The organism is Vibrio variabilis (assembly GCF_003263785.1).
Lineage (GTDB): Bacteria > Pseudomonadota > Gammaproteobacteria > Enterobacterales > Vibrionaceae > Vibrio > Vibrio variabilis.
The window spans coordinates 45,169-62,583 of the sequence record NZ_JYJK01000049.1; the positions used below are offsets into that span (position 1 = coordinate 45,169).

Sequence of the window (17,415 nt, forward strand, 5' to 3'; positions counted from 1 at the left end):
AATGTGTGATCGTATTCAAACAATAGTTGGGATTGGTTATGGAAATACGGGTTTTCTATGCCCTCTTTTACGAGATAAGTAGATAGCCAGCTTGTGAGCGTTAGGGTGAAACCAAGCCTCGGTATAATCAAAATAACGCCCATCTTCGAGGTTGGATATTGAGCGCAGGTTCATGATTGGGTGGCTTTTCTCCATTCCAAGCAAGGCCATGATCTCCTCATCAGAGTCGACGGCGGTGAACTCTTGGCGACTGCCTTGTATCAGCATTCCTTTCTCATGTTCGACATAATCGAATTTCGACTTCTGTAACGTAGAGATATTGAGGTCGGGAAACAGTGCAACTGGCATATAGCTGTCTTCGACAATCCTTGGCTGGTCATCAATAAACTTCACTCGACGTATATAATACAAGGCTCATTAGGTTTGAGTCCTAGGAGTTTATGGACGGGTGCATTATCACTACTCATCAAAAATTGCGTCACCTGATACTTCACGGTCTTATTGTTGTGAGTCAGAATTTCAGAGGTACCGGCCAAACTATTAAGCTGATGCGAATATTGCTTTTCCAGTACATAGGTACCAGAACCACGGCGCTTTTCGACCAGCTTGAGTTTAACCAGTTCATCCACTGCCTTGCGAATGGTGATGCGGCTGACTTGGTACTCTTCAATTAACTGCTTTTCTGTCGGTAATGCTGAGCCAACGCAGTATACATCCGCGTTGATCTTCTCTTTTAAGCTCTCTAATACTTTTACGTATAGCACGATGTCATTTCCAAAAATTATTGGTTATATCAATATCACAATAACATAATAAATTGGTTCTATATTAGGTCATTCATCACATTCTCGGTACAACAAAGTTGTTATGACTTCTTTTCTGAATAAAGTGATTTGCAGAAATAAAATAATTAATAGCGTATTTAGGAACATCAATAATGAACAAAGAAGCTATAACCACTTATATGAGTGACTTATCGCGCGCCATGTTGGCACCGATATATGTCCTTCCACTAGTGGGTTTTGTGATTGCTATCGGAGCGGCAACAACCAACCCTGGCATTGTCGAAGTACTGCCTTTCTTAGATGCCCCTTTCTTTAAAGGGATGGGGGAAGTGTTGGTTTGGTCGACGCTGAGCGTTCTTATTAACCTGCATATCATCTTTGCTGTCGGTATTTCGATGGGGCTTGCGAAAAAAGACAAGCACCTCGCTGGCTTTAACGCGCTGATCATCTACTTCATCTACCTGTACACCATGCATACCTATATGAAGTTTAATGGTCTGCTATTAGATGGTGACTTAGGGGGCACCGGTCAGGCGAGCATCCTTGGCTTGCAAGTGGTTGATACAGGTATCTTCGTTGGCATGCTGATCGGTATTGTTAACGCTTACTTCCACAATAAATACAGCCAAAAGGTACTGAAAGGCGCGCTATCACTATACGGTGAATCTCGTCTGGTACTTATCATCATGATCCCAGTTGCGATTGGCCTTGGTATTCTGTTTACCCACATCTGGCCACCGGTTCAGCATGCTATCTTCGGCTTTGGCGAGAGCATTCGCGGCGCAGGTTCTATGGGCGTTGGCGTGTACGGTTTCCTAGAGCGTATACTTATTCCAACGGGTCTTCATCACCTGCTTTGGGTGCCAATGCACTTCTCTGATCTTGGTGGTTGTGCCATGGTGGCTGGTCAAAACTACTGCGGCATCGAGAACATCTTCCTTGCTGAAATTGGTGACCCAGAGACGACGCGTCTTTCTAGCTCAATCGTGTTTGATTCACGCAGCCTAGTAAAAATCTTCGGTTTGACGGGTGCGGGTCTCGCCATGTACCACTGTGCTGACCAAGACAAGCGCGAAAAAGTGAAAGCGATTGTGTTCCCTGCAGTGCTGTCTTCTATTTTGGTGGGTGTTACTGAGCCGATTGAATTCTCATTCCTTTTCGTCGCGCCAATTCTATTTGTTGTGCACGCTATCCTAACTGGTCTATTCATGGCTGTGTTGTCTCTGCTGGATGTCGTGGCGGTAGGTAAAGGCGGTCTTATCGACTTCATCGTTTACAACATTCCACTAGGTACAGACAAAACCGATTGGCCGATGTACGTGGCGATTGGTCTGGTTCAGCTAGCCGTGTACTACTTTGTGTTCCGCGCGCTGATCACGCACCTTAACCTGAAAACCATTGGTCGTGGTGAAGCTGAAATGAAGCTACAAACCAAAGAGACTACAAGAACCGCAACAAAACAGCGGCAATTGATAGCGCAGTCGGTGAGTTCAACTCGGTTGCTATCATTGAAGGTCTAGGTGGTAAAGATAACATCGTAGATGTGCAAAACTGCTACACCCGATTGCGTGTGGAGGTTCGCGACTCATCTTTGGTGGATGAGGCGAAAATCCAAGAATCGAACCCTATGGGTCTGGTCAACAAAGGCCAAAACATTCAAATCATCTTCGGCAGTCACGTAGCATCCGTGCGCAAGAGGTGAATGAGTTCTTGGAGGCGATGGCGTAAGCGCCGAATACCTTTTCCTCCCTCTACAAAAAAGGCCTAGGTGACGATACTGTCCCTAGGCTTTTGATATCAAGGGTGTAATGTCAACTACATCAACCATTTCCACCAAATAAACACGGCAAGGAAACCAAATAGGTAAATAAGACCGATAATGGATAGCGCCTTGAGTTTACTGCCCATTTGCAGCGCTTTTGGCAGCTCGGTTTTAGAGACCAAAATGTAGTTGAGTAGTGCAAATATCGGTGTGGTAACAAACGCCATGATCATCGCGAAGTTGAGCATTGGCATCAGTGCTTTAGCGAAGAAAGCAATAATCGATATAGCCGCAACAGACACCAGGATGACCCAAGCTTGATAGCTCTTTGGATTTTCTTCTGATTGGTTTTGCAATAGTCGCTGTGACTCGGCAATCGCACGCGAATAGCCATCAATAACGGTAATGGTGCTGCCAAAGATACAGAAGAAGGCAATCACAGCGATTAGGTAGCGTGACCATTCATCAATGGTTGATGCGTACATGCCCACCAATTGATGTGAGAACCCTACGCCCGATGCCGACAGCTCCGTTCCTGAGCCGTGGATAACCAGTGCACCCAATGCAACAAACACCAAGGCCAATATAGCCGTACCGATGTAACCAACATTAAAGTCAAACAGTGCCGACTGCGCGGTCACGGTTTGCTTTTTACACTGACTCTTAAGCCACATGGATGTAATGCTGGAGATCTCAATCGGTGCTGGCATCCAGCCCATGGTGACTACGATAAAGCCAATGGCGGCAATGGTCCATGGAGATGGCGCTTGATAATCGGCGGGTGCAACGCTGCCGTTAGACGCTGCGATAATCACCGCTGTCACGGTTGCCACTGTTAATGTGGCCATAATCGTTTTGGACAGTCCGTCGAGCGCTTTGTAGTGACCGGCGAATAAAATCCCAATACAGGTCACCAGCACAACACCGCAAAGGGCAAGCGAGGACAACTCGAAGGGTAAGAAGTAACCGAGCAAACTAGCGCTAAACAAGAGTAGTGCTGCCGTATTGACTACCGCGGAAATGACCGTCAGTAGCGTAAATACCCAAAGGTATCCACGGCCTAATCCTTCATAGCTTGAATCAGACTATTGCCTGTACCGACGGTGTACTGAACCCCAGCTCTAAAAAATGGGTATTTAAACAGGTTAACGAGCAAGATCAGTGCGGCGAGTTGCCAGCCATAGATGGCGCCTGCTTTAGTAGAAGCGACAAGGTGAGAACCACCAACGGCGGCCGCTGCCATCATAATGCCTGGACCAAGAGAACGTACTAAGTGAGATAAGCCTGTGCGTGATGCTGGCTCTGAAGGGAGTGAAGTATCCATGACATGAGTCCTTTATGATTATTATCCGTACTGCAATCGCTGTAAAAAATTATTTACGAAACGATAAAAAATTATTTCCAACCCATTTATTTCTACAGTAATTTCAGCAGGATGCAATGTGGCGGAATGAAAAGGACGCCTTGGTTTGGTCGGTGTATCTATAAAATGAGTTAAAAGTGGATGTTTGTGCTGATTACCTTGAGGTGGATAATGCATCCTCATGGGAGGCTGGCAAAAAAGAGTAGGAAAAATATTGGAAGGTGTCGCGAACACAAAGGCTCGCGACGGTAGTAATAAGGTGCTATCAAGCGATTAGGCTTTAGGTTTTCTCTTCAGCTGCTGCACAACCAGTCCAATCACAATCAACACTAAGCCGACGAGTGTCGATGGGTGGATCTCTTCACCGATAACGGTGGCAAGCAGCATCAATGAGATAAATGGCGAAGCAAAGATCAGGTTACTGATACGCGCCGTGTTTTGCGTCAGCTTCAAAGCGCTCAGCCAAAGCACAAAGGTGATCCCCATTTCAAACAGACCCACATAGCTCACCGCTAGCCAGCCTTTTAGGGTGATACTCGACCAAGCCGCGCCCTCATAGATCGCGACACCGAAAGCAAATGGCAACGCCACCAAAAAACCAAGCAGTACACCAACAACCGGATCGGCCGTGTTTTTGGTGTTCAGGATCCAATAGCCCGCCCATAGCAAAGTAGAAAGCAGCGCTAGAGCCACACCTGCTGGGCTATCGAATTGCAGCCCAAGCACATCCCCTTTGGTGGCGATGACCACCACACCTAAATAGCCGAGTGCACACGCAAACCAGTCTTGCGGGCGGATTTTTTGTTTTAGGAACACGGCCGCCATTAAGGTTAACGTTATTGCCCAGCTGTAGTTGATAGGCTGTGCTTGCGATGCTGGCAATAAGTCGTATGCCTTAAACAAAATGAGGTAATAGGCGAGTGGGTTGATGAGCCCAATAATAGGTAGTACCAAGGGTTGGAAAAAAACGTGGTTTTAAGTTGGGAGAGTGTTCCTTTTACGGCACAAACAATGACCAGAGCGATGGTGGAGGCAACCGATGCAGCGGCGACCATTTGCGCAGGCGTAAATTCAGCCAATGTGAGTTTAAATGCCGTCGCGACCGTAGACCACAGTAGGACAGCAGATAACCCAAACAGCAGGGCTTTGCGTTCGTTTTGCATGAAGAGTGAGCGTTAGGATGGAGTAAACAATGTCTGCATCTTACCAGTGAATGGCATTCTGAAAACAGCAGTTTGTGGTGACGAATCACACAAGATTGCAGCGAGCTCAACTAAAGTGAGATCAGCGGTGGCAGCGGTGTCAGATCGATCAATGGAGCTTGTTGCCATGAAGGTTCACTGGCAAACAACCATAAAGTATCGACGTGGTTTCCTTTGAGTGATGAAATGTCGACCAGACTCATCAAGGCGTAGAAGCGCCTTACATAGTGCACGGTCTCATTGGGCAGGACGAGCTTTGAAAACTCACGACTGCCCGCTTTGTTGATCGCGCGCTGCACTCGCCCTTCTCCCGCGTTGTAGGCTGCCAGAGTCAGGTTAATATCACCGTCAAACTTGCGATATAAAAATGACAGATATTGCATCGCAGCACGTGTGCTCGGCTCAATATCAAATCGCTGATCGAGGTTTTGGTCTACGGTTAACCCAAAGCGTTTGGCGGTGGCCGGCATGAGTTGCCAAAGTCCTGCGGCTTTGGCTGGCGAGACAGCTTTTGGATTATAGGAAGACTCCAGCATAGGCACCAGCACTAAGCTTTCAGGTAGTGATCTTTTGCTTAGCTGTTTGAAGATCTCATCCACTAAAGGACTGAACTCTTCAAACTTATTAGTGATATGGGTTTGATAGGGTTTTAAGGTGGCGATGTGTGGGGCGATGTCCGCTTGGGTAGGGGCACCTTGGTCGGTTTGGCATAGCTCACGCTGTGCCCAAAGCACAGCAAACTTATCACTAGCAAAGCATACCAGTGAGGTCGGCTCCAATAACGGCTAAACCGCGCGAGCATGTTCCTCATAACTGTGCTGCTTTTGACCCGTCAACTCGCCGAGTAATTCTTGGAAAGCGGCGGAGCTTTGTCCGTTGTTTTGATTGTATTTTTGGCACTGTGTAATCAAGGACTCAAGGATGTGCCATTGCTTATTCACGTTGTCTGACAGCTTTGCAGGCAGTGCTTTAATCAAGCGTTCAACCCCAACTTCCGAGCAAGGCAGTTTCAATTGGGTGAGTGCCTGACTTCGCTCGCTGGCATTGCGGCCAAGTTGATTCAATATTGGCAGTTGGCTCTGGATATTGTCGCTCAGCGATTCGCCATCGAACTTGAGGTACAAGGCTTTTTGATGTTGCAGTAGTGCGAGCAACTTTCGGTACAACTTAATGTCTTCAGAAATGCTCAGCACGAACGTTTGTACTAGCTCAGTTTTCGATGCGGCCATGGTCGGTTACTCCACTCAATGGGGTCGCTTGCTTAGGATTCGTGACCAGTATGAAAACGCATCACCGCTTGCGACAGGGCTTTAACATCCAGACCCAATTCGCCATTTGCCAGCGCACTACGCACCGCTTCGACTTTGGCCATATCCACATTGGGCATAGCAGCGAGTTCGGCTTGTGCCTTGTCTAGTGCGGCTGTGTTGGCATTGAATGCCGCTTCAGACACGGTTTTACGCTGCGGCGTTTCTGCGGTTTGAGTTTTAGACTGGTTGAAGTTGGTTTGTGGAACATGTCCGCCAGCCACTTTGTCGATTTTCATGGTGTTGCTGTCCTATCAAGATGTCGATAACAGTATAGGGCGACAAAGCGAGCGACAGTATTAAATCTGCCCACCTAAATTGTTGCCCTTTTTTTCTATCTTAATCTCTGCATCGATTTCGAGCGTGCTGAGTGAAAACTGTTACCTTGAGTCAGAAAATTAAAATTGAGTGTGAACTTGGTTCAAGCCAGTGACGACGGCGCGAATCACTTTCTTCGACTGGCTATTTTGCACTTTGATCTGTTCACCTTCACCTCCCGTTTGTAGAGCGACGCCTTTGGTCGTGGCATTAAAGCCTCCCTTGGCGGCGATGATCACCACTTCATTGCCCTTTTCGACCAACGGGGATTGCTGACAAACTTGGCATCGATGATCTGCCTGCGCGCATTCTTCGAGTGACCTGTTTGCCACGCAGTGTCGACACGTCGGTGACGAAGGCGGTCGCGCGCGACAAGGTGCGCGTTTCGAGTCGAACCGATTTGGCATCCACCGTGGTATGACGATTGAGCGTGGTGGTTGCCACTGCCACAGGCAAGGATAAGGTCGCCTTGATGCTGGCGTTGATGCGCCAATCATTCACGCCGTCTTCACAGCTGACGCTGCGTTTTAAATTGCCTACAGGCAGCGTTTGATGGTCACGGCTACTGATGATGAGCGGTGCTAGGCACTGGTCGAGATGTTTTGCTGACTCTGGAACCAATATCACCAGTTTGGCGTCGTGCTTACCCCAGCGATGGCGTTCGGCGAGCTGCTCAATCTCCAAATCAAGCGCGCGGCGCACCGCTTGCTCGATATCCAGCCGCGTCATTTTTGCGTGGCTGGTGGCGAAAGCAGACAGTGATATTGTCCCCAATAATAGACCTATGATCCATTTCCCCATGTCATATCTCGCTTCCGTGAATCGGAAGTTCCTCTTCCTTTGTTTTGTGTAATTCATTGTTTTTATTTAAATAAAAAACTGGCACGCATCTTGTTGTTAGTTAGGGACGACCGCCCATTTAAGGACAAAGAGATGGCAATCAGTTTTGACAGTGCGTTAGGCGTGCATCCCGAAGCACTCAATTTTCGAGTTCAGAGAACTAAGGTGTTAGCCAGTAACTTAGCAAATGTCGATACACCTGGGTACCTAGCAAAAGACCTGAGCTTTACCACGGTGATGAAGCAAGCCAGTGCCAATGGCGTGCACAGCACGACACCAAAGTTGGACATTGCCACTCAATATTCCGTGCCGTACCAAAACAGCAAAGACGGTAATACGGTGGAGCTGGGCGTTGAACAGGCCAAATTCACCCAAAACAACATGGATTTTCAAACTAGCCTGACCTTCATGAACATGAAGTTTAATGGGCTAGCGAAAGCGATTGAGGGACGTTAATCATGTCATTTACCGATATTTATTCTATCGCAGGCTCGGCCATGACGGCGCAAACGGTACGACTCAATACCGTGGCCAGTAACCTTGCCAACGCAGACGCCGTGTCGGCCAACCCAGATGATGCTTATAAACCGCTCAAGCCGGTATTTGCCACGGTATATAGCCAAACTCAACTGGCGAGTGAGCAAGGGGTGTACCCCAATGCCGAAGTGCGCATTGTCGATGTGGTGAAGAGTGGCGCTAAGGCTGAGCAGCGTTTTGAGCCCAATAACCCACTCGCTAATGAAGAGGGTTATGTCTATTACCCGGGCGTTGATGTGGTGGCGGAAATGGCAGACATGATGTCAGCATCGCGCAGCTTCGAAACCAACGTCGAAGTCTTGTCGAATGTGAAAAGCATGCAGCAAGGATTACTTCGTTTAGGGCAGGGCAGCTAATGAGTATTGCACAATTCACCGCGCTGGATGCGGACTCTCCCGTCACTCAGCAAACTAACGCCAACGTGTCTGCGAATCCGCAAGACGCCAACAGCGCCAGCTCGCTACAAAACGAGTTTATCACCTTAATGGTGGCGCAAATCCAAAACCAAGATCCGCTTAACCCGCTTGATGGCACCGAGTACGTGAGCCAGCTGGCGCAGTTCTCTCAGGTGCAAAGTACCGAGAACATGTCGACGCTGATGCAAAACAGCATGGTGCTTCTCGACAACATGCAGGTGTTATCGACGGCAAGCCTAGTGGGTCAAACCGTGTATGTCGGCAGCAATGAGGTTGAACTGGCGGACGGCGCGCAAAAAGGTCGTATTGAGCTTGCGCACTCATCGAGCCAAGTCAACGTGGTGGTAGAGGACGAGTTTGGTCAGAAAACCAAGGTGCCACTTGGCGCTCATCCTGCCGGTGATGTGGATTTCACCATTAACCCAGAAGAGCTGGGTCTTAAGCCGGGCAAGTACTCTATCTCAGTCGAAGTGCAAGACGGTCAAGCGCAGCCAAATTTGCTGCTGGCAGGTGAAGTTCAACAAGTCCGTATTCCTAGCACAGGCGGCGCGGCGATGGTCAATGTCGCTGGCGTGGGCAATGTGCCTTTCTATCAAATCAGTCAGTTTGGTGCTTAGCGCCGAGTGTAAAACCCATAATTATCAGAATTAAGAGGACATCATGAGTTTTAATATTGCTTTAAGTGGCTTGGATGCTACCAATACTCAGCTAAACACTATCAGTCACAACATTGCCAACGCATCGACGTACGGCTTTAAACAAGCGCGTACCGAGTTTTCTGCCGTCTATAACGGTATGCAGGCAGGCGGTGTGGAAGTGGCATCGATTTCACAAAACTTCGACAAGAATGGTTCGGTATCCGGCACAGGTCGTGCGATGGACTTGGCCATCAATGGTAACGGCTTCTTTGTCACTAAAGATGGTATGGGACAAACACTGTACACCCGCTCTGGCGTGTTTGGCACCGATAAAGACAACTACGTAGTCGGTAATAGCGGCGCTAAGCTGCAAGGCTACAGTGTTGATAGCAACAACAACCTACTTGAAGGCTCTGTCGGCGACATCAAGATCAGCACCTCTTCTCTAGCGGCACAAGCAACGGATAAGTTGGACTTTATCGCCAACTTCGATGCCAGTGCGACAGCGATTGACCAAACCGTTACGCCATTTGATTCCTCAAATCCGGATTCATTTAACTCTTCTTACACCTCAAAAGTGTACGACTCACTGGGCAACTCACACACAGTGACCCAGTACTTCACCAAAACGGCTGATAACACATGGCAGGTGAATGTTGAGGTAGATGGTTCGCCGACGACGCCTGCGACAACGCAGCAAGTCGACTTTAACACTGACGGTACTCTTGCTTCTCCAACGGGCAGTTTTAATGTTGCTTTCCCTGCGGCAGGTGCTAGCGGTATGAGTATTGATATCAGCCTTGCTGGCAGCACTCAATTTGGCGCTGCGTTTGGCGTGAGCACCAACAGCCCAAATGGTTACACCTCTGGTGAGCTTGCGGGTGTGCGTGTTGAAAACAACGGCATGGTATTCGCGACTTACACCAATGGTCAGTCACAGCTGCAAGGTCAGGTGGTGCTAGCGAACTTCGCAAACCCTCAAGGCTTGGCGAAAACTAACGGTACCGCTTGGACACAAAGCTTTAGCTCGGGTGCGCCAGTGGTGGGCACGCCGGGTACGGGCGTGTTGGGCGATCTGACTCCGGGCGCACTGGAAGGTTCAAACGTTGATTTGACTTCAGAGCTTGTGAACTTGATGACGGCGCAGCGCAATTACCAAGCGAACGCGAAGACGATCTCTACGTCTGACAAATTGACTCAAGCGCTGTTTAACGCGGTATAGAGGTAGGCCATGGATAGCTTGCTATTTACTGCGACCACGGGCGCGAGTCGCGTCCTTAAAGCGCAGCATGTTCGTTCTAACAACTTATCGAACGCCGATACGGCGGGCTTTCGTGCCGATATGGAACGCGTTAACAGCGTTCCATTGCAAGGCTCAGGTTTCGATGGCCGCACTATGGTGGTCACCAACTCAGCCGCGACGCGATTTGATTCAGGCGACGTGGTGAAAACCGGTCGCCCGCTCGACATTGCCATCATGGGTGAAGGCTACATCAGTGTTCAAACCCCAGCGGGCAACGAAGCCTATACCCGCGCCGGTAATATCAAAGTCGATGATTTGGGTGCCATGACCATCAATGGTTTTGCCGTTGTTGGTGATAACGGCCCTATGGTGCTGCCTGAATTTCAAAAAGTGGAAATCAGTGAACGCGGCCGTGTGTCGGTGATCCCACCGGGTGGCGGCGCAGAAGTGGAAGTCGGCACGCTAAAACTGGTCAAGCCGGAGATCACTCAGCTGCAAAAAGAGAGTGACAGCTACTGCACAGCCTTGATGGTCAGCCGTTTGCGGCGGATGCGACGGTCAATCTAGCGCCTGAGCATATCGAAAGCAGTAACGTTTCAGCGATTGATGAGCTGCTGAGCGTGATGTCTCTCACTCGCAACTTCGAGATGCAGATCCGCATGATGAAAACCGCGGAAACCCTAGCGCAATCCGGAAACAAATTAATGAGTGCGAGCTAGAAGGCTCGCCAACAGGAGTAAACCATGCATTCAGCATTGTGGGTCAGTAAAACAGGGATGGCCGCCCAAGACACTAAAATGACGGCGATTTCCAACAACCTTGCCAACGTTAATACCGTTGGTTTTAAGCGTGACCGAGTGGTATTTGAAGACTTGTTCTACAGCATTCAGCGCCAGCCCGGCGCTCAGGTAGACCAAGTAAACGAACTCCCAACAGGTGTTCAGTTGGGTAGTGGTGTTCGTGTTGTGGGCACTCAAAAAGTGTTCACACAGGGCAGCTCACAAAACACAGGGCAAGAGCTGGATTTAGCGGTCATGGGACAGGGATTTTTCCAAATCGAAAACTCCGATGGCCAGATCATGTACACCCGTAACGGCCAGTTTCATGTCAACTCTGAAGGCCTGATGGTCAATAGCCAAGGCTTACCGCTTGAGCCGCAAGTACAAATCCCAGACAACGCATTGACGGTTTCTGTGGGTGTCGATGGCACGGTGACGGCAACCACTGCCGACGGCCCTGCACCACAAGAACTGGGTCAAATTACCCTAGCTAAGTTCATCAACCCAGCTGGTCTTGAAGCCATTGGCGGCAACTTGTTTAAAGAGACTGAAGCGAGCGGTCAGGCACAAGAGCTGATTGCAGGTGAAGAAGGTGCAGGCAGCATCAAACAAGGCGCACTGGAAGGTTCAAACGTGCAAGTGGTGGAAGAGATGGTCGATATGATCACCACCCAGCGCGCTTATGAAATGAACGCTAAGGTCGTATCGGCGGCCGATGACATGCTCAAGTTTGTCGCGCAAGCGGTGTAACGAATTTCGGAAACCAAATTCGTTGAGTAATGAGTTGAGTGAGCGGGAGATAACGTGAAAGGAAGTAGTAATATGAAAGGGTTTTCGCGACGCCTAATAGAAAAAGGCATAGTGGCACTGACGGTGCTGCTGCTCGCTGGATGTGCAGCCAGACCCGAGTTTGTGCCGCCCGAGCCAGATGAGCAGAAGTATGCGCCGCCAGAGCTAAACTACGCGCTGCCTGAGGCAACCAATGGCAGTTTGTACCGTCATCAATACAACCTCACGTTATTTCAAGATCGCCGCGCCTACCGCGTCGGCGATGTGCTCACTATTTTGCTGGTGGAAGAAACCCAGTCGAGTAAAAAAGCCGATACCAAGTTTGGTAAGTCATCGAACGTGGATTTTGGTGCAGCCAACATAGGCGGTACCACGATCAATGAGACGGCGGTAGGCATCAGCGGCAACCGTGCTTTTGACGGCAGCGCCGCTAGCTCACAAGGTAATAAGCTTGAGGGCGCTATTACGGTCACCGTCCATGAAGTGATGCCAAATGGTGTGCTTAAGGTCAGTGGTGAAAAGTGGATCCGTCTGAACCAAGGTGATGAGTTTATCCGCGTCACCGGGATTATTCGCGTCGACGATGTTGACCGTTATAACCAAGTCTTTTCACACCGTATCGGTGATGCCCGCATTACCTATTCAGGACGCGGCGCTTTAGCAGATAGCAACTCAGCGGGTTGGCTAACGCAGTTCTTCACAAGCCCTTGGATGCCATTCTAATGTTGAAACTTCGTCACTTTTTTAACGCCCTTATCGCTGTGTTTGCTTTTGGTTTAATGCCAATGGCGCAGGCGGAAGTGGAAATCCCAATTATGGATTTGGTTGACGTACAAGGTGTGCGTAGCAACCAACTGGTTGGTTACGGCTTGGTCGTGGGTCTCGATGGCCAAGGCGACCGCAACCAAGTGAAATTTACCGCTCAATCGATTACTAACATGTTGCGTCAGTTTGGCGTACAGATTGGCGACGATGCCAACCCAAAGCTGCGTAATGTTGCTTCGGTGAGTGTGACCGCCTCGGTCGACCCTATGGCAGGCCCCGGCCAGATGCTGGACATTGTGGTGTCGTCGATTGGTGATGCCAAGAGCTTACGTGGCGGCACGCTACTGCTGACGCCACTTCGTGGTGTCGATGGTGAAGTGTACGCCGTGGCTCAAGGTAATGTGGTTGTGGGCGGCGTGTCTGCGGAAGGTCGCAGCGGCTCCAAGATTGCGGTGAATACGCCAACAGCAGGTCGTGTGCCAAATGGCGCGACGCTAGAGCGCGAAATTCCATCCGACTTTAATACTCGCCCACAAATAACCCTAAACCTGCGCAAAGCAAGCTTTACGACGGCGAAGAACATCGCCCGTGAAATCAACAGCACCTTTGGTCCCGATGTGGCGATTGCAGTCAACAAGGTTCGTGTTGATATGCGCGCACCGAAAGATACTCAGCAGCGCGTGACTATGATGTCGATGCTAGAAGAAATGAGCGTGGTCGAAGGCCGCAAGCCAGCACGTATTGTATTCAACTCGCGCACCGGCACTGTGGTGGTGGGCAAAAATGTCAAAGTCACCGAAGCGCGGTGAGTCATGGCAACTTGACGGTCGCGATCAGTGAGTCGCAGCGCGTCAGTCAGCCTAACGCCTTTGCCGATGGCGATACCGTAGTGGTAGATCAAACCAAAATCGACATCAACGAAGACCAAGCACAAATGGTGATTTGGCCGGAAGGCACGGAACTGAATACCATCGTCAACGCGGTGAATAGTTTAGGCGCAACGCCAACAGATTTGATGTCAATTCTACAAGCGCTTCACGAAGCGGGCGCGCTCAATGCTGAGCTGGTTGTGATATAGGAGACGCAGTATGAAAATCGATGCCATGAACGATACAACTCGCGTCAACAGCATGCTCTATCATGACAATGCGGCGCTGACCAATATCAAACACAGTAACGACAGTCCAGAAGCGCTAAAAGAAGTGGCAGGGCAGTTTGAAGCCATGTTCTTGCAAATGGTGCTAAGACAAATGCGCAGCAGTAGCGACGCACTGGCCGATGAAGACAGTCCATTTTCCTCGCAGCAACATGGCGTATTTAGAGACATGCACGATGGGCAATTGTCGATTGAACTGGCCAAAAAACAGAACTCTGGCATTGCCGATATGCTGGTGAAACAGCTAGGGCCTGCGCATTCTCCTCAGTCGAATCGAGAGGTGCAGTTTGATGCTGCGCGCGTGCAATCGTTAGGGGCGGCGAATGACTTGGAAGCCAAGTCACAATCTTATGCCTCAAACCATACAAATGGCGCTTCAGCGGTTAATGAAGCCAATAACACCGCCGCTTTAATCCTCAGTCGCCTAGTGAGGCCGCCATGACCATGGCCTTTTCTCAGCCTCTTATGAAAATCACGGAGCGTTAATCGTCATGAGTTTAATTAATATCGCCTTGACTGGGATGAATGCCAATCGCGTGGCGTTAAATGTCACCGCGCAAAACGTGGCCAACGTCAACACCCCTGGATACAGTCGTCAGCAGGCTCTGATGTCATCGGTGGCTGGCGGAAAATACGATTACAATTCACCAGGAATGGGCGTGGAAGTCACCAGTATTCGCCGCGTGACCGATCAATACTTGGTGAAGCAAACCTGGTCGACAGCCAGTGAGGCTAATTACTCGGCTGGATATATGTCGGCGATGAGCCAGTTAGAAAACATGTTGGGTGCCGATGGTTTTAGTTTGTCATCTGGCTTGATAGCCTGTTTGCTTCTCTTAACGATGCGACCACCAAACCTGAATCGACTCCGCTGCGCCAACAGGTGATCAACGAATCGGAAGCCTTAGCGCGACGCTTCAATACGCTCACCGAATCGCTGCATAATCAGCATAAAGATGTACATGATCAGCGTAATGCTGCTATCTCTCACGCAAATAGTGTGATGGCAAATATTGCGCAAGTGAACAAACAGATCGTTGAGATGCAGGGTACAGGCGGCAATGCCTCACAACTGATGGATACCCGCGATGCCCTAATTGGTGAGCTGTCTACCATCATGGCGGTGAAAACCACAGATCAGCCTGATGGCAGCGTTCAAGTTTCTTTGGCGTCTGGTCAGCCTTAGTCATGGGCTCAGATGCCAGTGTTATTAATGCAATTCCAGACCCAAGTGACCCGTATCTTGCTGATTTGCACATCGAATTTGGCAATCAGACTTTTGCCGCCAAAGGGGATATTGGCGGCAAGCTGGGGGCGCTGCATGACTATCAAGTCGACGTGCTTAAGCCGAATCAACAAGCGATTGATGATATGGCGCGCAGTGTGGCCGACGAGTTTAACGCGGTCTTGGCAGCTGGTACCGATCTCAATGGTAACCCGGGTGCGCCGCTGTTTATTTACGACCCTGCTAACCCAGCGGCAAGTTTAGATATTACCGCCATCAGTGCTGATGAACTGGCGTTTTCTAGCGATGGAAACCCGGGCAACAGCGACAATCTCAAAGACCTGATTGATATCAGTAATAAGCCTGTTGCTATCAGCGGCTATGGTTCAGTTACCCTTAACGATGCGTTTACCGCTATGGTCGGTGATACGGCAATTAAAGCCAGACAAGCCGAGTCTGATTATCAGCCAAGCAGGCGATGTCTGAGCAAGCGATCGCTGCGCGCGATAATGTCAGTGCGGTTAACAGCGACGAAGAAGCCGCGAACTTGATGACGTTTGCTAACGCACACAACGCCAACATGAAAGTGATCAGTACAGCGAATCAATTGTTTGATTCGGTATTGCAGCTATTTTAAGGAGAGACCATGAGGATCAGTGATACTCAATTTAGCCAAATGATGCTGCAAAGCCTGCAAACCAATAACGCAGGTCTTGGCAAAGTGATGCAGCAAATGGCAACGGGCGATCGGCTGACAAAGTTATCGGATGACCCAATGGCATCGATTCAGTTGCTCAACCTTGATAGAGAAGGGGCGGCAATCAATCAATATCAACGCAATATCGCCAACGTTAAAACCACGCTATCGAGTCAAGAAGTTCACCTAGATTCGGTCAATGAGAGCCTAAAAAGCATGCGAGAGTTGGTGCTTTGGGGGGCGAACGGTACGCTTACCGATGAAGACCGACAAGGGATGATCACGGAACTTGAAAGCTTGCGTGACTCGGTTCAGTCATCATTCAATTCTCAAGATGAAGAGGGTCATTACCTTTTCTCTGGTACTAAAACCGATACCCCAGCGATTTCAGATGCGGGCGGCGGTGTGTATTCCTTGGATGGAAATAGCGACAAACGTGTTGTTACGGTCGCTAAAGGCGTAACCATGGAATCCAACACAACGGCACAGGACATCTTAGATCTCGGTGGTGGCGACAATGTGTTGAATCAAATCGACCGATTGATCGTGGAATTTAAGAACCCGAGTCCAAATTTTCAAACCGAAGTTGGTGCCAGCCTGGATGCCATTGATAATACCTTGGGCAATGTGCTCGGTGCGATGACGGAAATGGGTGGCCGCCATAACAACCTCGACTTGATGGATGGTGCGCACAGTGAGAACAAGCTGTTTGTCGATAAGATAACCAGTGATGTGTCTGCGCTCGATTATGGCGAAGCGTCGGTTAGGCTCAGCAATTACATGGCAGCATTGCAAGCGACGCAGGCCAGTTATGTAAAAATTAATGATTTATCTCTATTCGACCGCATTTAGCGGTCGTTTTTGCCACTCGGCATTAAGGCTCAAGGAACGGTGTTATGGCAGTAAGTACGGTTGAAGTTAGACCGCATAGTATTAAGCTCACAGTGCAGGGAACGACGAGCATCGCGCCCTCGCAAGCCTCTGATACCACTAGCACTTCTCTCTCCAAACACCTTTTCAAGCCGCAAGCGGAAATCTCTTCCGCCTATTCGCTATCCGGTGTACTACTGACCCAAGGGCAGCAACACGCAACATCGGTGCAAATTGCCACTAAAGCGCTTCAAGGCGTGGGTAAAGAGCTGACGCAAGTGAAAAAGCAGCTTACGCAGGCTCTATCGCACGGCTCTACCCCACAAATGACCGATAAACTGTCGCGCTCAAAACAAGTGATTGAAGCAACCCTCAATCAGGCGCGTTTTGATGGCAAACGCGTGGTCGACAATGAACTGCATCTAAAGCTTGATACTGCAGATGTTCGACGTTTTTCGATTCCTGGTCTTAATGTGCACCGCATGAGTGAGCGTGCTGAGCAAGTGCGTTTGGATTTCCCGAGTGGCGGCTCGGTGATGCTGCAGTTCGATGGGCAGTCCGACGGCCAGCGCACGGTTAAACAACTCGACCGCAGCGTCATCCCAATGGGCATGCGCGCGTCACTCGCCAACGATGGCAGCATCGTATTTGAAGTGCACGAATCGGCCTACGCTGCGATGCAGCAGCATGTTCGAGTCACTGGCGAAGGCCACCGCTTCCCTG

General features: G+C 49.6%; 17 protein-coding genes and 6 pseudogenes. 14 read left to right on the plus strand and 9 right to left on the minus strand.

Annotation, left to right across the window (positions count from 1 at the left end):
• Window positions 1-36 precede the first annotated feature (36 nt).
• Both TZ48_RS07410 and TZ48_RS07415 read right to left on the minus strand, forming a co-directional pair.
• A complete protein-coding gene (locus tag TZ48_RS07410; protein ID WP_162674513.1) occupies window positions 37-393 on the minus strand; it encodes a UTRA domain-containing protein in 357 nt (118 codons plus the stop codon).
• Window positions 390-764, minus strand: coding sequence for a GntR family transcriptional regulator (locus TZ48_RS07415; RefSeq protein WP_162674514.1), 375 nt, complete (start codon window positions 762-764; stop codon window positions 390-392). The genes TZ48_RS07410 and TZ48_RS07415 overlap by 4 nt, the downstream gene beginning before the upstream one ends.
• Window positions 765-937: 173 nt before the next feature.
• Here TZ48_RS07415 and TZ48_RS07420 point away from each other — a divergent pair, with 173 nt between their 5' ends.
• Window positions 938-2,305: a PTS transporter subunit EIIC gene (locus TZ48_RS07420; protein WP_239670736.1), complete on the plus strand. Its 1,368-nt coding sequence runs from the start codon at window positions 938-940 to the stop codon at window positions 2,303-2,305.
• The gene (locus TZ48_RS24845; RefSeq protein ID WP_239670738.1) at window positions 2,254-2,487 is read left to right on the plus strand and encodes a PTS sugar transporter subunit IIB; all 234 of its coding nucleotides are present in this window, start codon (window positions 2,254-2,256) and stop codon (window positions 2,485-2,487) included. The genes TZ48_RS07420 and TZ48_RS24845 overlap by 52 nt, the downstream gene beginning before the upstream one ends.
• Before the next feature lie 113 nt (window positions 2,488-2,600).
• On the opposite strand, the pseudogene TZ48_RS07425 reads toward TZ48_RS24845, so the two are convergent.
• From TZ48_RS07425 to TZ48_RS25765, 7 genes and pseudogenes are all read right to left on the minus strand, one after another.
• Window positions 2,601-3,871, minus strand: a pseudogene (locus TZ48_RS07425) (NRAMP family divalent metal transporter).
• A 312-nt stretch (window positions 3,872-4,183) separates the two neighbouring features.
• A pseudogene (locus tag TZ48_RS07430) lies at window positions 4,184-5,073 on the minus strand (DMT family transporter).
• A 110-nt stretch (window positions 5,074-5,183) separates the two neighbouring features.
• Window positions 5,184-5,891, minus strand: coding sequence for a lytic transglycosylase domain-containing protein (locus TZ48_RS07435; protein ID WP_112478730.1), 708 nt, complete (start codon window positions 5,889-5,891; stop codon window positions 5,184-5,186).
• 6 nt (window positions 5,892-5,897) lie between these two features.
• Complete coding sequence (locus tag TZ48_RS07440) at window positions 5,898-6,341, minus strand: flagellar protein FlgN (RefSeq protein WP_112478731.1); 444 nt, start codon at window positions 6,339-6,341, stop codon at window positions 5,898-5,900.
• A 32-nt stretch (window positions 6,342-6,373) separates the two neighbouring features.
• Complete coding sequence (gene flgM / locus TZ48_RS07445; RefSeq protein WP_112461424.1) at window positions 6,374-6,658, minus strand: flagellar biosynthesis anti-sigma factor FlgM; 285 nt, start codon at window positions 6,656-6,658, stop codon at window positions 6,374-6,376.
• Window positions 6,659-6,817: 159 nt separating this feature from the next.
• Window positions 6,818-7,000 carry a flagellar basal body P-ring formation chaperone FlgA gene (gene flgA, locus TZ48_RS25760; protein ID WP_275426420.1) on the minus strand — a complete coding sequence of 61 codons (183 nt, stop codon included), beginning with the start codon at window positions 6,998-7,000 and terminating at the stop codon, window positions 6,818-6,820.
• Entirely contained in the window at window positions 6,981-7,538 is a 558-nt protein-coding gene (locus TZ48_RS25765; protein ID WP_275426421.1) for a flagella basal body P-ring formation protein FlgA, read from the minus strand. The genes flgA and TZ48_RS25765 overlap by 20 nt, the downstream gene beginning before the upstream one ends.
• A gap of 132 nt (window positions 7,539-7,670) precedes the next feature.
• On the opposite strand from TZ48_RS25765, the gene flgB reads away from it, so the two are divergent.
• The 12 genes and pseudogenes from flgB to TZ48_RS07510 all read left to right on the plus strand — a co-directional run.
• Window positions 7,671-8,033, plus strand: a complete 363-nt coding sequence (gene flgB / locus TZ48_RS07455) for a flagellar basal body rod protein FlgB (RefSeq protein ID WP_112478732.1) — start codon at window positions 7,671-7,673, stop codon at window positions 8,031-8,033.
• Window positions 8,034-8,035: 2 nt separating this feature from the next.
• The gene (gene flgC / locus TZ48_RS07460; RefSeq protein ID WP_112461423.1) at window positions 8,036-8,470 is read left to right on the plus strand and encodes a flagellar basal body rod protein FlgC; all 435 of its coding nucleotides are present in this window, start codon (window positions 8,036-8,038) and stop codon (window positions 8,468-8,470) included.
• Entirely contained in the window at window positions 8,470-9,147 is a 678-nt protein-coding gene (flgD, locus tag TZ48_RS07465; protein WP_112478733.1) for a flagellar hook assembly protein FlgD, read from the plus strand. Before flgC ends, flgD begins: the two co-directional genes overlap by 1 nt.
• Window positions 9,148-9,190: 43 nt before the next feature.
• Complete coding sequence (gene flgE / locus TZ48_RS07470) at window positions 9,191-10,390, plus strand: flagellar hook protein FlgE (RefSeq protein WP_112478734.1); 1,200 nt, start codon at window positions 9,191-9,193, stop codon at window positions 10,388-10,390.
• 9 nt (window positions 10,391-10,399) lie between these two features.
• Window positions 10,400-11,130: pseudogene (locus tag TZ48_RS07475) on the plus strand (flagellar basal body rod protein FlgF).
• Between the two features lie 24 nt (window positions 11,131-11,154).
• The gene (gene flgG / locus TZ48_RS07480) at window positions 11,155-11,940 is read left to right on the plus strand and encodes a flagellar basal-body rod protein FlgG (RefSeq protein WP_042502044.1); all 786 of its coding nucleotides are present in this window, start codon (window positions 11,155-11,157) and stop codon (window positions 11,938-11,940) included.
• 72 nt (window positions 11,941-12,012) lie between these two features.
• Window positions 12,013-12,702, plus strand: a complete 690-nt coding sequence (gene flgH / locus TZ48_RS07485) for a flagellar basal body L-ring protein FlgH (RefSeq protein WP_112478735.1) — start codon at window positions 12,013-12,015, stop codon at window positions 12,700-12,702.
• Between the two features lie 92 nt (window positions 12,703-12,794).
• Window positions 12,795-13,822, plus strand: a pseudogene (locus TZ48_RS07490) (flagellar basal body P-ring protein FlgI).
• A gap of 10 nt (window positions 13,823-13,832) precedes the next feature.
• Window positions 13,833-14,386, plus strand: a pseudogene (locus TZ48_RS07495) (rod-binding protein).
• Between the two features lie 5 nt (window positions 14,387-14,391).
• Window positions 14,392-15,762: pseudogene (gene flgK / locus TZ48_RS07500) on the plus strand (flagellar hook-associated protein FlgK).
• Between the two features lie 9 nt (window positions 15,763-15,771).
• Window positions 15,772-16,674, plus strand: a complete 903-nt coding sequence (flgL, locus tag TZ48_RS07505) for a flagellar hook-associated protein FlgL (protein WP_112478737.1) — start codon at window positions 15,772-15,774, stop codon at window positions 16,672-16,674.
• Window positions 16,675-16,718: 44 nt separating this feature from the next.
• On the plus strand, window positions 16,719-17,415 hold a 697-nt coding region (locus TZ48_RS07510), incomplete at its 3' end, for a flagellin (protein WP_112478738.1).